The sequence below is a fragment of the Alteromonas sp. ABH4_453 genome (assembly GCF_056160665.1).
The window spans coordinates 13,711-30,015 of record NZ_JBSWXP010000008.1; the positions used below are offsets into that span (position 1 = coordinate 13,711).

The 16,305-nt window shown below is 42.4% G+C and carries 13 protein-coding genes; 10 read left to right on the plus strand and 3 right to left on the minus strand.

Annotated elements, in window-relative coordinates; all coding sequences use genetic code 11:
- Position 1: 1 nt before the first annotated feature.
- From ACXAGV_RS15830 to ACXAGV_RS15875, 10 genes are all read left to right on the plus strand, one after another.
- Complete coding sequence (locus tag ACXAGV_RS15830) at positions 2–3,304, plus strand: type I restriction endonuclease subunit R (protein ID WP_474874233.1); 3,303 nt, start codon at positions 2–4, stop codon at positions 3,302–3,304.
- A gap of 29 nt (positions 3,305–3,333) precedes the next feature.
- Complete coding sequence (locus ACXAGV_RS15835) at positions 3,334–6,780, plus strand: P-loop NTPase fold protein (RefSeq protein ID WP_474874071.1); 3,447 nt, start codon at positions 3,334–3,336, stop codon at positions 6,778–6,780.
- A 424-nt stretch (positions 6,781–7,204) separates the two neighbouring features.
- The gene (locus tag ACXAGV_RS15840) at positions 7,205–7,897 is read left to right on the plus strand and encodes a tRNA-uridine aminocarboxypropyltransferase (protein WP_474874072.1); all 693 of its coding nucleotides are present in this window, start codon (positions 7,205–7,207) and stop codon (positions 7,895–7,897) included.
- Positions 7,898–7,971: 74 nt separating this feature from the next.
- Positions 7,972–8,469, plus strand: coding sequence for a thiol peroxidase (tpx, locus tag ACXAGV_RS15845; RefSeq protein WP_474874073.1), 498 nt, complete (start codon positions 7,972–7,974; stop codon positions 8,467–8,469).
- 122 nt (positions 8,470–8,591) lie between these two features.
- Positions 8,592–9,422 (plus strand): sulfurtransferase, encoded by an 831-nt coding sequence (locus tag ACXAGV_RS15850; RefSeq protein WP_474874074.1) that lies wholly within the window; start codon positions 8,592–8,594, stop codon positions 9,420–9,422.
- An 82-nt stretch (positions 9,423–9,504) separates the two neighbouring features.
- Positions 9,505–10,230: a Sir2 family NAD+-dependent deacetylase gene (gene cobB / locus ACXAGV_RS15855; RefSeq protein ID WP_474874075.1), complete on the plus strand. Its 726-nt coding sequence runs from the start codon at positions 9,505–9,507 to the stop codon at positions 10,228–10,230.
- A gap of 12 nt (positions 10,231–10,242) precedes the next feature.
- A complete protein-coding gene (locus ACXAGV_RS15860) occupies positions 10,243–10,869 on the plus strand; it encodes a LysE family translocator (RefSeq protein ID WP_474874076.1) in 627 nt (208 codons plus the stop codon).
- A gap of 82 nt (positions 10,870–10,951) precedes the next feature.
- Positions 10,952–11,683 (plus strand): YciC family protein, encoded by a 732-nt coding sequence (locus ACXAGV_RS15865; RefSeq protein ID WP_474874077.1) that lies wholly within the window; start codon positions 10,952–10,954, stop codon positions 11,681–11,683.
- Positions 11,676–12,467, plus strand: a complete 792-nt coding sequence (locus ACXAGV_RS15870; RefSeq protein WP_474874234.1) for a glucosaminidase domain-containing protein — start codon at positions 11,676–11,678, stop codon at positions 12,465–12,467. Before ACXAGV_RS15865 ends, ACXAGV_RS15870 begins: the two co-directional genes overlap by 8 nt.
- Positions 12,464–13,111, plus strand: a complete 648-nt coding sequence (locus ACXAGV_RS15875; RefSeq protein ID WP_474874078.1) for a DUF2987 domain-containing protein — start codon at positions 12,464–12,466, stop codon at positions 13,109–13,111. The genes ACXAGV_RS15870 and ACXAGV_RS15875 overlap by 4 nt, the downstream gene beginning before the upstream one ends.
- A 22-nt stretch (positions 13,112–13,133) precedes the next feature.
- Here the strand turns inward: ACXAGV_RS15875 and ACXAGV_RS15880 are convergent, their stop codons facing one another.
- The 3 genes from ACXAGV_RS15880 to uspE all read right to left on the minus strand — a co-directional run bounded on the left by ACXAGV_RS15880 (position 13,134) and on the right by uspE (position 16,185).
- The gene (locus ACXAGV_RS15880; RefSeq protein ID WP_474874079.1) at positions 13,134–14,159 is read right to left on the minus strand and encodes a patatin-like phospholipase family protein; all 1,026 of its coding nucleotides are present in this window, start codon (positions 14,157–14,159) and stop codon (positions 13,134–13,136) included.
- Entirely contained in the window at positions 14,160–15,113 is a 954-nt protein-coding gene (gene ttcA, locus ACXAGV_RS15885; protein ID WP_474874080.1) for a tRNA 2-thiocytidine(32) synthetase TtcA, read from the minus strand.
- A gap of 148 nt (positions 15,114–15,261) precedes the next feature.
- Positions 15,262–16,185: a universal stress protein UspE gene (gene uspE, locus ACXAGV_RS15890; RefSeq protein ID WP_474874081.1), complete on the minus strand. Its 924-nt coding sequence runs from the start codon at positions 16,183–16,185 to the stop codon at positions 15,262–15,264.
- Positions 16,186–16,305 lie beyond the last annotated feature (120 nt).

The window sequence follows — 16,305 nt, forward strand, 5'->3', positions numbered from 1 at the left end:
GCTGAATTTCACAGAAGCGCAATTAGAAGCGGCAATTATCGAGTTGCTAGAAGGACAGGGATATCCTTATGTGCCCGGTAATCAGGTTGCGCGTGCGCCTACCGACGTTATAATTAAAGATGACCTGCGTGCGTTTTTAGCCAAGCGATATGCTGATGATGATATTACCAGCGGTGAAATTGACAGTATCATACGCCAGGTTGAACTTCTGCCTGCCAGCGACCTATACGACAGCAATAGAACCTTTTGTAAGTGGTTAAGTGATGGTTTCTTACTTAAACGAGAAGCAAGTAGCGAAGCAGGTAAAGCCTCCCAGAAAGACTTGTATATTCAGCTTATTGATTACGATAACGTGGTCGAGTCATTGCTTCCAGCATTACTAAATGACAGGCACGAAACAAACCTTATAGAACAAAACCATCAACAAAAGGTGGCCGAGCAACATCCTGATTTCGAAACGATAGTTTCAGCTACTAAAGATAGCAATATCTATAAAATCGTTAATCAGCTTGAGATAGAAGGTTCAGAAGGCGAACTGCGCATACCTGACGGTATTCTTTATATCAACGGCTTACCTATCGTGGTGTTTGAGTTTAAAAGTGCGATTCGTGGCGAAGAGGCCAGTATCCACGATGCTTACGTGCAGCTCACAACGCGATACCGCAGAGACATACCACAGTTGTTTATCTATAACGCGCTTTGCGTCATTAGCGATGGCGTTAATAACAAGATGGGTAGCTTATTTGCACCTTATGACTTCTTCTATGCGTGGCGAAAGGTGACAGGTAACGAGTCAATTGAGAAAGACGGTATCAGCTCTCTGCATACACTGTTAGAAGGCCTGTTTGATAGAGCACGGCTTCGCGATGTGATACGTAACTTTGTGTTCTTTCCTGACACCTCAAAACACGAGGTGAAAATTGTTTGTCGCTACCCTCAGTATTACGCCGCCAGAAAGTTATATCAAAACATTAAAGAGCACCGTAAACCAATAGGCGATGGTAAAGGCGGTACTTACTTTGGGGCAACGGGATGTGGAAAAAGCTTTACCATGCAGTTTCTTACCCGCTTGTTGATGAAAAGTGTTGAGTTTGAAAGCCCAACCATTGTGCTGATTACAGACAGAACAGACTTGGACGACCAGCTCTCCCAACAGTTTACCAATGCCAAAAGTTATATTGGCGATCAGACTGTAGAGTCGGTAGAAAGTCGTTCTGATTTGCGTGCTAAATTACAAGGTCGCAACAGCGGCGGTGTGTTCTTAACCACCATCCATAAATTCACCGAAGATACCCAGCTACTTACCGAACGAAGCAATGTGATTTGTATCTCAGATGAGGCACATCGAAGCCAGACTAATCTTGATCAGAAGCTTCGCATTGTGGAGAAAGGCCCTAACGCAGGTGTTAAACGTACTTTCGGTTTTGCCAAGTATTTGCATGACTCACTACCTAATGCCACCTACGTGGGTTTTACTGGCACACCGGTAGACGCCACCTTGGATGTGTTCGGTCAGGTAGTCGACAGCTATACCATGACCGAGTCTGTCAAAGACGAGATCACCGTTCGTATTGTGTATGAAGGCCGTGCAGCCAAAGTGGTATTGAACAATGCTAAGTTAGAAGAGATTGAAGCTTATTATCAACAATGCGCCGAAGATGGCAGTAACGAACACCAGATAGAGGAAAGTAAGAAAGCCTCAGCGAACATGACGGCTATTTTAGGTGATCCTGACCGTATTGAAGCTCTGGCGAAAGATTTTGTGGCGCATTATGAGCAGCGACAATTAGAAGGCTCAACCATCAAAGGCAAAGTCATGTTCGTGTGCAGTAGCCGCGAAATCGCCTGGCAGCTCTATCAAGCACTAAAAGACATAAAGCCCGAATGGTTTGAAGTCTTGGAGTGCGAAGCAGGCGCAACACTGACTGAACAAGAAAAGAAAAAGATTAAGCCAATAGAGCGGGTAAAAATGGTAATGACCCGTGGTAAAGACGATCCCAAAGTATTGTGGGATCTACTCGGTACTAAGGAAGATCGAAAAGAACTTGATCGTCAATTCAAAAATGAAAAGTCCAATTTTAAAATCGCCATTGTGGTGGATATGTGGTTAACCGGTTTCGATGTGCCATTTCTCGACACGATTTACATCGACAAACCCATACAACGCCACAACCTGATCCAGACTATATCTCGTGTTAACCGCAAATACGAAGGCAAAGACAAGGGCTTAGTCGTTGATTACATCGGTATAAAGAGCCAAATGAATAAAGCATTGGCCCAATATGCCAAGTCAGATGAAACCAATTTCGAAGATATCGCCCAGTCTGTCGTGGTGGTGAAAGATCATTTAGACCTTCTTGCTAAGCTTACCCATGGCTTTGATGCCAGCGACTATTTCACTGGTAAACCTATTGCTCAGTTAAACTGTTTGAATAATGCTGCTGAGTTCGTACTACAAACCAAAAAGCTAGAACATCGGTTCATGGCATTGGTGAAACGATTGAAAGCAGCCTATGACGTTTGCTGTGGTAGCGAGAAACTTAACCAAAAAGAACGAGATCTGATCCACTTCTACCTTGCTGTACGCTCCATCGTATACAAGCTAACCAAAGGCAATGCGCCAGATACCGCGCAGATGAATGCCAAGGTGCGCGAAATGATCACCGAGGCGTTAAAGGCTGATGGAGTTGAAGAAATCTTTAAGCTGGGGCAGGGACAGGACGGTATCGATATCTTCGACGATGATTATCTTGCCAAGATCGAAAAGATAAAGCTGCCTAATACCAAAATTCAGTTACTTCAACAGATGCTGGCAAAAGCCTTGGGCGAGTTTAAAAAGGTCAATAAAACCAAAGCGTTTGATTTTTCAGAGCGGTTTAAATCACTGGTTGAAAAATATAACGAACGAAAAGAAGAAGATGTGCTGGTGAGTAATGTACTGGAAGATTTTTCAGACGAAATCATCAACATGTACAACGACCTTAGAACCGAGATGAACTCCTTTGAAGACATGGGCATCAACTTCGAGGAAAAAGCGTTCTACGACATCCTGCTTGCCTTAGCCGCCAAATACGACTTCAACTACCCCGATGATAAATTACTGGAGCTAGCCAAAGCGGTTAAAGCGGTTGTGGACGACAAGGCCAAGTACACCGACTGGAGCCAGCGCGATGATATTAAAGCAGAATTGAAAGTGGATTTAATTATACTGTTAGCTAAGCACGGCTACCCACCTGTAGACCGCGACGAGGTGTATAAGGAAATATTTGAGCAGGCTGAGAACTTTAAGAAGAATAGGCTATAGTTTGGTAGCAGAAAACTACAAGGATGAGTATGTCGCACACTTATTATGTACAACCTGAAGCACGACCGGAACAAAAAATTGTTTTCACGTCGGTTGATCAAAAAGGGGGGATCGGGCCGCTAAGCCAATATGTGATTCGTAACAGTGGTATAAGCGTGGCAAACCCTACACCTAAAAATCTGGAGAAAGGTTTCCATATAGCCGAAGACAAAGGCCGTATGCTTGTTTTTATTGTGACTGTTACATCCAAGATTACTACTACCATCGCATTGGAGGAAAATCTTGGTTTAGCATTAGATTCACTTGGTGTGGTTAAGCAAGAAACAAGTATTTGGTTTCCATTAATGGGTACGGGCTCTGGTGGGCTCTCGTATAACAAAAGTGCGACTATCATCAAAGATGTACTCGAAGAGCGAATACCCATTCCGTTATCAAAAGTAATTATTTCTCTGCCAAGCGATTTGAATGCGCAACAAGAAATTGAAATAGAAAAAGTATTTAACCCTTTTTTTGAGCCTGAGCCAAAATTACCCGATGATATTGAATCCTTAATTGAACGTTTCCTCCAGAGATTTCCGTTACATGAATTGCAATTCATGAATTTGGAGTCTTACTCGAATATTAACAGCAGAGACTATTTTACCTATTGGTTAGAACATGAGACATCCGCTGTTGGAGGTGTTCGCGGAGGAAGTTCATTCAAATTTGGCATATTCAAAAGAAGGTCGAAAGAAACCAAGGTTAGTAACGCAAAATACAGCTATGAAGATGATTACGCGTGGTATACACAATACGGACCCACAAAAGAAGTCGCATTCCAAACTATTCTAGACAATATTGTCCGAACGGCTTCATATGCGGCTAAAGGTGATATTAAAGAAATAGGCAAAGTTAGTTTAGATAGCAGGATTAAATGGAAAATTGCTTTCCTGTATCAAAATTTTCAGAAACCTAAAGTAGTGAGTATCTATAAAAAAGAAGCCTTAAGAGATTTAAGTGGGTTACCAGATTCTACTTTTACTGTCGCAAAGGCGCATGAGCTGTTAATCAAAAAGAAACCGAAGGACTTAGACGTTTGGACTTACAGCAAAAATTTGTGGACTGAGTGGTCTAGCAATCAACAAAACTCGGCTGAAGAGAATACCATAGTAGCAAGTCAAAATATTCCAAACGACCAAGGGGACTATATTGCTGAGCCACCTAGTGAACAAGAACAAGAGGAAGACATTGTTCTTGATGATGAGAATTTACAGATTACACGCTTTGACAACGATGGCTTAGCAGGGAAAGATCATTTAGGTATTCAAAATGAAATTGAAGCGCTCGCCAGCATAATCGCATATAAAGAGACAACTCCGCCCTTGTCCATAGGGATTTTTGGAGAGTGGGGTGCGGGTAAAAGCTTCTATATGCAGCAATTAATTTCACGTATTGATGAATACTCCCAGAAGGCTCGCGATAGCAGATTACCTCAAAGGAGCTATCCGTTTTTTAAACATATAAAGCAAATAAAATTTAATGCGTGGAATTATGTCGAAAGTGATTTGTGGGCTAGTCTTGCGCATACAATTTATAAGAACCTTTATCAAAGTGATGAGAATAAGAATAAAAAAGCTTCTCATTGGTTAAAAATAGTAAAATATGGTGAGGAAGAAGCTAAGCAAAAGGAAGCCGAAATAAAGAAACTGGAGGCAGAGTCCAGGGAAGTTGAAAATAGTTTGAATCGTTTAAAACAAGAGAAAAAAGATACTGAACTTGAAAAAATTGACGATGAAAATAAAGTGCTGTCTGCGGCATTAGATCCGAACACAAGCAAAAAGTGTCTAGCTCTCCTCGAACAACTTGGTCTAAAACAACAAGTAAACACCATCAATGATGCAATTAGCGTAGTAAACGAGCTAAAAACTATTGGAAACAGAGTAAATCTCCTATTTAAAGCTGTTTCAAAAACATCATTGCTGACGATTCTATTTTTAGTGCTTCTTCCGTTTCTCACTTTCTATATTTTTACTCTTCTCGACGGGATCTTCTGGGAGAATAAGCTAGTAGATAAAATTGTAGCTTTTCTTGTTTTTATGAGTACTTCATTAGCATGGATAAAAAATAGAATAAACCTAGCTAATGAATGGTTAAACAAAATTGAGGACTTACAGTTATCAACACGGTCATTGAAAGATAGAAAGCAAGAACAACTTGCCGTTCGCAAGAAAGAGGCAAATAAGAAACTAGAAGAGTTAGACCGAAAAATTGAGAATACGAAAGAACAAAAAATTCAAATAGAGAAACAAATTAAGCAAGCGAGAGTAAACCTCAATGATTTAACGCCAGAATCAATATTGGCTTACCACATTAGTGAAACATTAGGTGATAACCGCTATGGCAAGTTTCTTGGTCTTCCCGCGATTTTAAGTCGTGATTTTGAAGTTCTTTCATCAACAATTGAAAAGCAAAACGAATCACTGGAAGACATCAATTTATATCCCACCTTAAACGAAGAATTGAATGCTGAAGATGCTGCACATCGCATCAATAGAATAGTTCTGTATATTGATGATCTAGATCGCTGTGAACCTGAAACTGTCGTCAAAGTTTTGGAAGCCGTTCATTTATTTCTTGCCTCGCCTTTGTTTATCGTTGTTTTGGGCGTAGACCCGCGATGGTTGTTTTCTTCGATAAGAGAACATTATGCTTCATTGATGCAAAGAGGTGAGGCTGATCATGAAAGTACGCTATCGGCTTCGACACCAGAAGAGTATTTAGAGAAAATATTTCAGATACCTATTTGGTTAAATTCCCCGAACAACGAAAACGTACAACGTATTATCTCAAGCTTAATTGGAACAGTAAGAAAAGAAGAGAGTGTCAAACAAAACCACACTAATTCAGATAGCTCTTCAAAAAAAAATGAGAGACAACATGACGATAAAGACAAATCAGATAACAAAGAGGAGCATGGTGGCTCCATAAAAAGGAAACTTAACCACAACGATAATGAGAGTTCTGAGTCGAGAGAAACCGAGCAGTTAATGCTTGCACAACACCACAAGTTAGAATCCGGAGAGGTTCAATTTATCAGTGGTTTGAGTCATATACTTGGGCGCTCTCCACGCTCAGTTAAACGTTACCTAAATATATACCGACTGATTAAATCCTCTTTGTCAGAGGAGGATTATGAACGATTCATGTTCTCTGTTGATGATAATGAAGAGGGGTACAAATCCGTTTCTTTCTTACTTGCTGTTGTTGTTGGAAATCCCGATATTGCGCCAACAGTTATTAAAAAGTGCAATAATTTTGAGACGTCAACGTCAATTCGAAAAATCATAGAATCGTTGAGGGCACCTCAGCAATATGAAAGCCAGAAAATAGATCTTTTTATAGAAAATTGTGAAAAGCTTGACTGTTTAGATATACCGTTATCAACAATTGGATACTGGTCAAAAGTTGTGTCGCGATATTCTTATACAAAAATGTGAGGATTGTGATGACACTCGTATCATGGTGAAAATTCAGTATTTACGATTTTCGTCATTATCATGTTCGACGTACCACCGTCACTTGCTGTTAGATATTGTCTTAAATTGAACTACAATTTGAAGCAACACACTACTTTTTATTGTTTATAATTCAGGTGCTTGGTTAATTGAAACCGGTGCAGGTTCAAGTCCCAAATTTCACCAACAGGAACCGGTGCTACGGGTGGTGCTTTCGATCTTCATTTATTTTTATTCTTTATTAAGATCAATCAATTAAATCAAAGTTCAAGTCCGGCCCCGACACCATTTATCAACTCCCAAATCTTAATCAAAAAATTGATAAGATAATAGCGCTCTTTTATCACAAATTACTATGGTAAAATCCGTAAAATTTTTGCAAAGACGTACTATCTTGAATTCTGTTATGTCACTTCGTTTAGACGAGTTATCTCGTGCTGAACGTCCATTCTACGCACGTGGGAGTAAAGTAGTTCGCTGCGACGCGTGTTTGCTTCCAACGCAAAACTGTATTTGTGAATTTAAGCCTGAGGCTGGCACTGACGTGGCGGTTTTGTTCTTGATGTACAAAGGCGAATACTATAAGCCTACCAATACCGGTCGTTTAATTGCGGATGTGGTTAAAGATAACCACGCATTTTTGTGGAAGCGCACCGAGCCAGAAGAGGCGCTATTGGCGTTACTTCGTAACGAAAAATATTTTCCTATCGTGGTATTTCCACACGAATATGCTGCAGCTGAACGTTGTATTGACACGCCACCATTGAATACTGGGAAAACGTTACTATTTATTTTCTTGGATGGAACGTGGCGTGAAGCAAAAAAAATGTTCGTGAAAAGCCCTTACTTGCATGACTTTCCTGTGTTGGGCGTGAGTATGGACGTAGCGTCAGATTATTTACTACGCGAATCTACCCATGATTTCCAACACTGTACTGCTGAAGTTGGCATTAGCGTTTTAGACCTTGCGCAGCAGAAGCAAGGGGCACAAACTTTAGCGCATTATTTCAGTGTGTTTAGACGGGAATATTTAAAAGGTAAGCCGCATTTGCAGCATAAGCTTGCGTTTGCAGAGTCGCAGGTTAAAAGTAACATTTAAAAAGCGTCACTTTTATTTGCGAAAGTATTGTTTTACATCCACTATTTCATATTAACAAAACACGGAGAAAGCGAATGGCATCAGTTACTTTTCAAGGCAATACAGTTACGACAAAGGGTCAGCTTCCTGAAGTAGGTACATCTGCACCAGACTTTTCATTAGTGAAAGCAGATTTGGGTGAAGTAACATTGTCTGAGCTTGCTGGAAAAAATGTGGTATTAAACATTTTCCCTTCTATCGACACGGGAACGTGTGCAATGTCTGTGCGTAAATTCAACGAAGAAGCGGCAAAATTGGATAACACTACAGTTATCTGTGTATCGGCAGATCTTCCGTTTGCAGCGGGTCGCTTCTGTGGTGCTGAAGGTATTGAAAATGTACTTACAGGCTCGACTTTCCGCTCAAGCTTTGGTGATGACTATGGTGTTACCTTTGAATCAGCGCCGCTTACTGGGCTGCTGTCTCGTTCAGTAGTGGTTATCGATGCCGAAGGCAAAGTGGTTTACACAGAGCAAGTTGCAGAAACAACAGAAGAGCCGAACTACGACGCGGCTATCGCAGCTCTTAGCTAAGTAGATCCGCAACATAGGTTAGTTGGTTAGCTAACTATGTAATGTGTTTGAATACGTACCGATTTGTTTTATCGGGGTATTACAGGGCACTCACTGATGTGGGTGCCTTTTAGGAGAATGTAATGGCATCGGTATTGCTCTCAGTTGGTGAATTAGCCAATGTAATGCAACAAAAGCCGGTAACGCTTGTACGAGCGTTAATGGACGACCCCGTTTCAAAAACACCAGATACGCGAACGGCAATGGTTTTACCTGCGTCAGTCGACTTTGACTTAGATAGTGAAGGTAGCGATCACACTACAGGTCTCCCCCACAGTATGCCTTCTGCAAATGACCTTGCTATTTATCTTGGTAATCAGGGCATAACAGCGAATACACCTATTACGGTATATGATACCCGTGGAATATATTCTGCGCCAAGAGTGTGGTGGATGTTAAAAGCGTTGGGCCACCAAGATGTTTATCTATTAAATGGCGGACAGCCTGCATGGGAAAAAGCAGCGCTGCCGGTTTCAGAACAACAACAATACGGAAAATTAACCTATCAAGCTACGCCTAGGCCTGGTTGGTTCGCAAATTCCGGTGCAGTACTTCAGGCAATAAATACTGAAGCACAACTTGTTGATGCGCGCAGCGCACCGCGATTCAAAGGAGAAGTATCAGAGCCTCGTGAAGGAGTACGTTCAGGTCATATGCCTGGTGCGTTTAATATTCCTTTTGACACCTTAGTCAAAGACGGGCATTTTTTGCCAGTTGAGCAGCTTAAGGCTGTTTTTGACCGCGCTAATATCGATTTACGCAAACCCATTATATGTACGTGTGGTTCTGGCGTTACCGCCTGCATAATTGGAGTGGCGGCATTATTGTGCGGCGCAACGCAGGTTTCAGTATATGATGGCTCTTGGTCAGAGTGGGGCGCTGATACTCAATATCCTGTGGTCAAAGATATTTAAAGAGTCGCGGTTTATAACTAAGTAAATACACAACATGCTAATCGTATAATTAGCGCTATAACAACAGAGTAAGAACAACCTGATGCCATCTGATCAATCTCTACCCAATATTGTTATTCTTACCGGTGCGGGCATTTCCGCTGAATCTGGGCTAAAAACCTTTCGTGATAATGACGGCCTTTGGGAAAATCACAGCGTTGAAGAAGTCGCTACGCCCGAAGCTTTTGAGCAAAACCCAAGCTTGGTTTACCGCTTCTACAATGCGCGTAGAGCGCAGCTTCAAGAAGATGATGTCGTGCCAAACGCAGCGCATTTGGCGCTGGCTAAACTCGAGAAAGCTTTCGGTCACAAGATGATGCTAGTGACGCAAAATGTTGATGACTTACATGAACGTGGTGGCAGTGAATCGGTTTATCATATGCATGGCAAGCTACTGTCGGCGCGCTGTGCTATTAGCCAGCAAACTTTTGATTGGCGTGAAAGTTTTGATCACACGACAAAATGCCCATGCTGCGACAGAGTAACTCTTCGACCTGACATTGTGTGGTTCGGTGAAATGCCAATGTACATGGAAGAAATTTACGAAGCGCTTTCACAAGCCGATGTATTTATAGCGATTGGTACATCCGGCAATGTGTATCCCGCTGCTGGCTTTGTTCAGATTGCTAAAGAAAATGGGGCACATACAATAGAAGCGAATTTAGAGCCAGGCGTATCTAATGCCTTGTTCGACGAATCACTTACAGGACTAGCCTCGCACATAGTTCCGCAATGGGTTGATGAATTAATAACAAAATATGCGCTGTAGGAGGCGCAAAGCATGCAGTATATGAATGAATTTCTTACCATTGCATTGGTACATCTTGTGGCTGTCGCCAGCCCTGGGCCTGACTTTGCGGTGGTGGTTCGAAACAGCGTGGCTTATGGCAGACGTATAGCCATGTACACTAGCGTTGGTATTGGGCTAGCAATCTTATTGCATGTTGCTTACTCATTAGTGGGGCTTAGTGTGGTTATTGCAACTACTCCATGGTTATTCACCACGTTTAGCTATGCCGCCGCAACTTATTTACTGTACCTTGCGTTTGGTGCGCTTAGAAGCGGGCCTGTAAAGCAAGACCAAGCTGTTGACGCTGAAAAGAAAACATCCCACATATCGGCAAAGCGCGCAGTGTGGATGGGCTTTCTCACAAATGGGCTTAACCCAAAAGCGACACTTTTTTTCCTCTCGTTATTTACTGCAATTATTAGTATTGATACACCATTTACAGTAAAACTCAGCTACGGTATCTACTTAGCTATTGCTACTGGACTGTGGTTCTGTTTTCTTTCATACCTTTTAAGCACCAGTAAAGTAGCTGAGCTTATTGGTAAAAAAGGGTATTGGTTAGACCGTGCGATGGGTGTGCTACTCGTCGGTTTGGCTGCGAAATTAGTATTAGGTTAACGTTTGTTTACCATACAAACAGGCATTTGTTTTTGCGAATTGATATAATCGCTCTGATTTTTCAAAAAGAAAAGAGAGTTGTGTGAAAGACATAAACCAAGACCGCCTGAACAATACGTTGTCTAAACAGTATCAATTTGATACCAAAGGTCTATTGCGCCGCGCTGCCGGTTTAACAAAGGCAAATTTTTCATCATTACTGCAGGGAAGTGTTGTTCTATTTCTTACGTTTGTCGTGTTAGGTGTATTTGCTCAGCAATACATTACAATAAATGACGATGGAACCTATGTTTTTGAGCATCAGTCAATCATTGAAATTGTCGCAATCTGCATCGTTGCCCCGCTGTTGACGGGGTTGTACATGATGGGCGTTTTTGTCGCCCGTGGCACTAAAACTTCAGTATTTACCGTATTCCAATTTTTTCCCCTTATATTTTTGGTCGCGTTAACCCAACTAGTAAACAGTATTCTTGTTCAACTTGGCATGATGCTGCTTATAATTCCTGGTCTGTACTTTTATTTAGCGTCGTCTTTTTCCCTAATGTTAGTCGCTGATAGAAAGCTGACGCCAATTAGTGCGATTATCCTGTCCTGTCGCGTATTTAATGCATACTGGGCTCAAATCGCCAGCATATTTGGTGTGTTCTTTTTACTGTTTGCTTCAGTTCCATTAACGCTGGGGTTTTCACTTATTTGGGTATTACCTTTTTATTTTAGTATGATGGGCTTACTCTATCAGGAACTGATTGGCGAGCAGGGAGTGAGCACGGAAGCATCTGAAAACGATGTGAATGAGTCTAGCTTCGATGCATAAGCGTGAAACCTTTAAGATAGTCCTTATAACGCTGGGCGTTTTGGCGGTAATCGTCATCAATGCCATTATTTTTACAAAGGACGAGCCGGATATTTTAGAAATACCGCAAACGGTTGAAGCTAAAAAGCCGGTGCCTGACTTTTCTGCCTATACAGATGTAAAAGAGAAGAAAGAAGCGTTTTTTAACTATTTACGACCTGAAGTAGAGAAACAGAATGCTTATCTACTTACGTTAAGGCATTACGTGCAAACCCTGTACAGGAAGGCGTTAGCCAACGAGTCGCTCTCTGAAGAAGATATGGCGAGGCTTGAGTGGCTTGAAGAGGAATATCGAGTTAAGCCGACGCAACCGTTAAAGATGAAACTGTTGGCGCTGTTGCAAAAAATTGATGTTTTGCCTGCGGAGTTGGTACTTGTGCAAGCTGCAAATGAGTCGGCTTGGGGCACAAGCCGATTTGCAAGAAAGGGATATAACTTCTTTGGTTTATGGTGTTTCTCTAAAGGCTGCGGTTTTGTCCCAAGCCGTCGAAACGATGGTGCATCTCATGAAGTTGCTAAGTTTGATAGTCTTTCGCGCGCAACCTACACCTACATGAGAAACTTAAACCGCCATGACGCATATACAGATTTAAGAGAAATCCGTAGCCGATTGCGTGCGAACCAAATTCCTATTACTGGAGTTGCTTTAGCTGAAGGGCTAATGAATTATTCCGAGCGTGGAGCCGCTTATGTTGAAGAGCTTCAAACTATGATCCTATTTAACGAGGAGTTTTTATCCGAATGATACGCGCTGCTTTATTTTTTGCTTCATCTCTGTTTATAGGTGTTGGCAGTTCATCCGTAGCTGCTGAAACGATAGACGTTGAGTACAGCCGTTTCTACAGCCATGTTAAAAAACTAGACAATGAAGATACCCAAGCGCTTCAGTTTGCCTTTGGTTTTGTCCGTGTTGGCGAAGGGCGTTTATGTGCGGTTAATGAAGCATCTATTGTTACTGATAAGAAAACGATGCCTTTAGAGGTAACTGAAGAGGGGCGTTTTACTGTACCTACAGAGAAAGCACTGAAGCTGGCTAATGCACTGGTTCGAATTGACTTAGACGAGCGGGCTAACGTTTGTGATATGTCGGTGCAGCTTGAAACCAAAGCGGAATATCTAAAGCAGTATTACACAAAAGACGACCTTACTTTTTTGTATGGTCAATACGAAGCTTTCTTTAATGAAATGGGAAGCTTCTTGTCTTTCATGATGCCCTCGGTAAAAGGCTTGATGATTCAGTTTGATGACAAGAATTTAGACTTCATTACACCACAAGGTGTGCAAATTAATAATGGCGTGTTGCATCTAAAACAAGATTGGATCAACGACGCTAAAGGCTTAACGTTACCTCATGCGCCGCTGCGCGTGACCGCTATGGCGTCAAGTTAATCACCAGCTAAGGAATTGGGTATCAGGTAAGCAACTGATACCTAATTTGCTCTGCAACACGGGCGATGGTTTCTTCGCCTTTTGCGCACAGTTCTTCCGCCCTATGAAACTCCATGATACCTACATCAGTAAGCTGCGGTTCTATTAGTATATCTGGCGGGTCGCCGGCTAAACGTGAGCGAGTAACACGAGCCTGCAGTATTTCAAGTGAACTGCTCATAACGCTCATAATTCCCGGTGGGTTTCGCTTATTCACTTTAGCCGGTACTTCGGTAAATTCTTCTTCTACTTTTTCAATAACATCAGAGGCTATGCTTTCTTCGGTATTCACATCTTCAGAAGCATTGACTTGAAGCTGCTCTTCACTTTCTTCTGACGCTTTATCATCTTTACTATCAGGCGAAAACCATTGGCGCAATACGTTTTGGCTTTTAGTAAAAAAGTCTTCTGTTTTACGCTGGTTTTCCTCGTGATCCTGCCTTAATTTCTCCAAGCGAAGTGGACGAAAATCAGCGTTGAGGTTAACCGCAATCACGAAGTCTGCGCCTAACTGACGACATAAGTTCACGGGGACGGGATTAACAACGGCGCCATCAACTAACCATCGATCGCCATGTGCCACGGGCGCAAAGAGCGCTGGAATAGCGCACGATGCTTGAATAGTGTCGCCAATAGGACCTGAGTTAAATACCACTTCACGGCCGGTATAGAGGTCAGTTGCCACCGTCGCAAAGGGCTTCAGCATTTCTTCATAAGAAGAGACACAAAACTCGCTGGCAAGCTTGTCGAAAACTTTTTGGCCGCTAGCGATGCCACCGCGCCTAAGCCCAACTCCCATAAGCGCAAGCACTTGCCAGTCGCTAAGTGAACAGGCCCACTCTTTCAACCCTTCCAGCTTGCCACTTGCGTAGGCAGCACCAACATAGGCACCAATAGAGCATCCCGCTACAACGTCAACTTTTACGCCGAGTTTTTCTAATGCTTCAATGATGCCAATGTGAGTCCAGCCCCTTGCGGCACCGGCACCTAACGCAAGTCCAATTTTCATTTACTTCGGTTCCATAATGTTTATAACTTCAATAGTATTATTTTCAACACTGAAGTCTGTACTATTTTCTGTAGTGAAAGCAGGTTCATCGAACCCGATATCTCCATCTTCTACGGGACCGTCTTGAGTGGCAATCGATTTAAAGTCATAAAGGTTACTGTCTACAAGGTGTGAAGGGGCCACGTTTTGAAGCGCACGGAACATCGACTCTATACGACCTGGGAAGCGACGGTTCCAGTCTTGAAGCATTGCTTTGATGTTTTGGCGCTGTAAATTTTCTTGTGAGCCACAAAGGTTACAAGGAATAATCGGAAATTCAGCGGCCTGAGAATATTTCTCGATGTCTTTTTCTGTGCAGTACGCCAATGGACGAATAACGATGTGTTCACCGTTGTCGCTGACTAGCTTTGGCGGCATAGACTTAAGCTTTCCACCATGAAACATATTGAGGAAAAACGTTTCTAGCATGTCGTCGCGGTGATGACCTAATGCAATTTTAGTCGCACCTAACTCTTTTGCCGTGCGGTACAGAATACCACGGCGCAAGCGAGAACAGAGAGAGCAAGTCGTCTTTCCCTCTGGAATTTTGTCTTTAACAATAGAGTAGGTGTCTTCTTCTACAATTTTGTAGTCAACGCCAATGCTTTCTAGATATTCAGGCAAGATATGTTCTGGGAAACCAGGCTGCTTTTGGTCAAGATTAACCGCAACGATATCAAAGTGAATAGGCGCAATCTTCTTTAAAAACAATAAAATATCTAGCATGGTGTAGCTGTCTTTACCGCCAGATAAACACACCATTACTTTGTCGTTGTTTTCAATCATACCGAAATCGCCAATGGCTTTACCCACATTGCGGCGAAGTCGTTTCTGAAGTTTGTTGAAGTTGTACTTTTGCTTACTTTGCGCAGCATTTAATGGCGACGCGTCAGCACTGTTTGTGCCTAAACTCATAATTAACTAGCTTGGTTTGTGATAAAGCCACCATTATACATTAAAGCGGCTTTTCGAGACCATGCTTGTGAAGTTAAATTTGTTGGTGACATACCGTGTTGGCCGCTAAGTAACGGCAAACACGGGCTATGAGGTACTGATGAAAAGATTACACCGACAACGGCGACACAAATCCATCTGGCTTAATAGCAAGCACATCGCAATTGAGTTCGTCGATCACGTGTTCTGCAGTGTTACCAATTAGGGCCGCTGAAATGCCCACACGGCCAACGGTACCAATAACAACCAGTTCTGCATCCAGTGTTTTTGCCACTTGCGGGATAACTTTTTCAGGCAAGCCTTCTTTCACTACACATTTGTCTTCTGGAATACTGTATTTTAGTGCGTGGCTGCGCATTTCTTTCAAATGATGGCTTTTTACCGCGTCATGATAGGTGTCGGGGTCGAATTCAGGTACTTCTATCGCGATATTAAGTGGAGTAGAAGGGTAACTGTTGACTAAATTTACGCTGCCTTTCAATAAAGAGGCGTAGTCGTTAGCAATAAGGGTGAGCTTATCGTTTAGTGCGGCATGTTCATCGTCTTCACTGCCTACGTTTACTGCAGCAATAATCTCTCCGCCTTCTGGCCAGTCGTGCTCTTTAACGAGCAACACTGGGCGAGGGCATTTACGCATTAAGTGCCAGTCGGTGGGAGTGAAAATAACAGAAGCAAGATCGTCGTGCTTTTTGGTTGCCTTTACTACTAAATCTATCTGATTGTTTAGGGTGTAGTAAATAATCGATTCATACGCGCGATTATTCCATTCTACAACGATATCAGTTTCAGTGAATCCTTGTTCTCTTAAGTGGGTGGCAAGCCATTTTGCATGCTCCTTTGTGACTGCATCGCGCATTGACGCGCGCTCATCGGGGCTAAGCATGGTCGTCATATCATAAGATAAGTCGTATACCACCATCATGGCGGTAACTGAAGCGCCTGTTTTTGAAGCGAGTTCATAAGCACGGCTTAGTGCAGGTTGGTTATCGCGCTCGGCATCTACCACGGCCAGAATTCGTTTACACTCAATCATAACGTCCCCCTAACTACGAAATTTAGTAGTGGCTGTCGAAATCGAAGCTTTCTAATACTAACTATAAACGACATTGGGAAAAACGTAAGTTGTTTTAGATCAAGAATTTTACGAGCCGAC

Bases quoted from the DNA above. Each gene is read 5' to 3' on its own strand.
- cobB (WP_474874075.1), top strand. From the start codon at position 9,505: ATGCCATCTGATCAATCTCTACCCAATATTGTTATTCTTACCGGTGCG.
- ACXAGV_RS15880 (WP_474874079.1), bottom strand. From the start codon at position 14,159: ATGAAAATTGGACTTGCGTTAGGTGCCGGTGCCGCAAGGGGCTGGACT.
- ACXAGV_RS15840 (WP_474874072.1), top strand. From the start codon at position 7,205: ATGTCACTTCGTTTAGACGAGTTATCTCGTGCTGAACGTCCATTCTAC.
- ACXAGV_RS15875 (WP_474874078.1), top strand. From the start codon at position 12,464: ATGATACGCGCTGCTTTATTTTTTGCTTCATCTCTGTTTATAGGTGTT.
- ACXAGV_RS15860 (WP_474874076.1), top strand. From the start codon at position 10,243: ATGCAGTATATGAATGAATTTCTTACCATTGCATTGGTACATCTTGTG.
- ACXAGV_RS15870 (WP_474874234.1), top strand. From the start codon at position 11,676: ATGCATAAGCGTGAAACCTTTAAGATAGTCCTTATAACGCTGGGCGTT.
- ttcA (WP_474874080.1), bottom strand. From the start codon at position 15,113: ATGAGTTTAGGCACAAACAGTGCTGACGCGTCGCCATTAAATGCTGCG.
- tpx (WP_474874073.1), top strand. From the start codon at position 7,972: ATGGCATCAGTTACTTTTCAAGGCAATACAGTTACGACAAAGGGTCAG.
- uspE (WP_474874081.1), bottom strand. From the start codon at position 16,185: ATGATTGAGTGTAAACGAATTCTGGCCGTGGTAGATGCCGAGCGCGAT.
- ACXAGV_RS15835 (WP_474874071.1), top strand. From the start codon at position 3,334: ATGTCGCACACTTATTATGTACAACCTGAAGCACGACCGGAACAAAAA.
- ACXAGV_RS15850 (WP_474874074.1), top strand. From the start codon at position 8,592: ATGGCATCGGTATTGCTCTCAGTTGGTGAATTAGCCAATGTAATGCAA.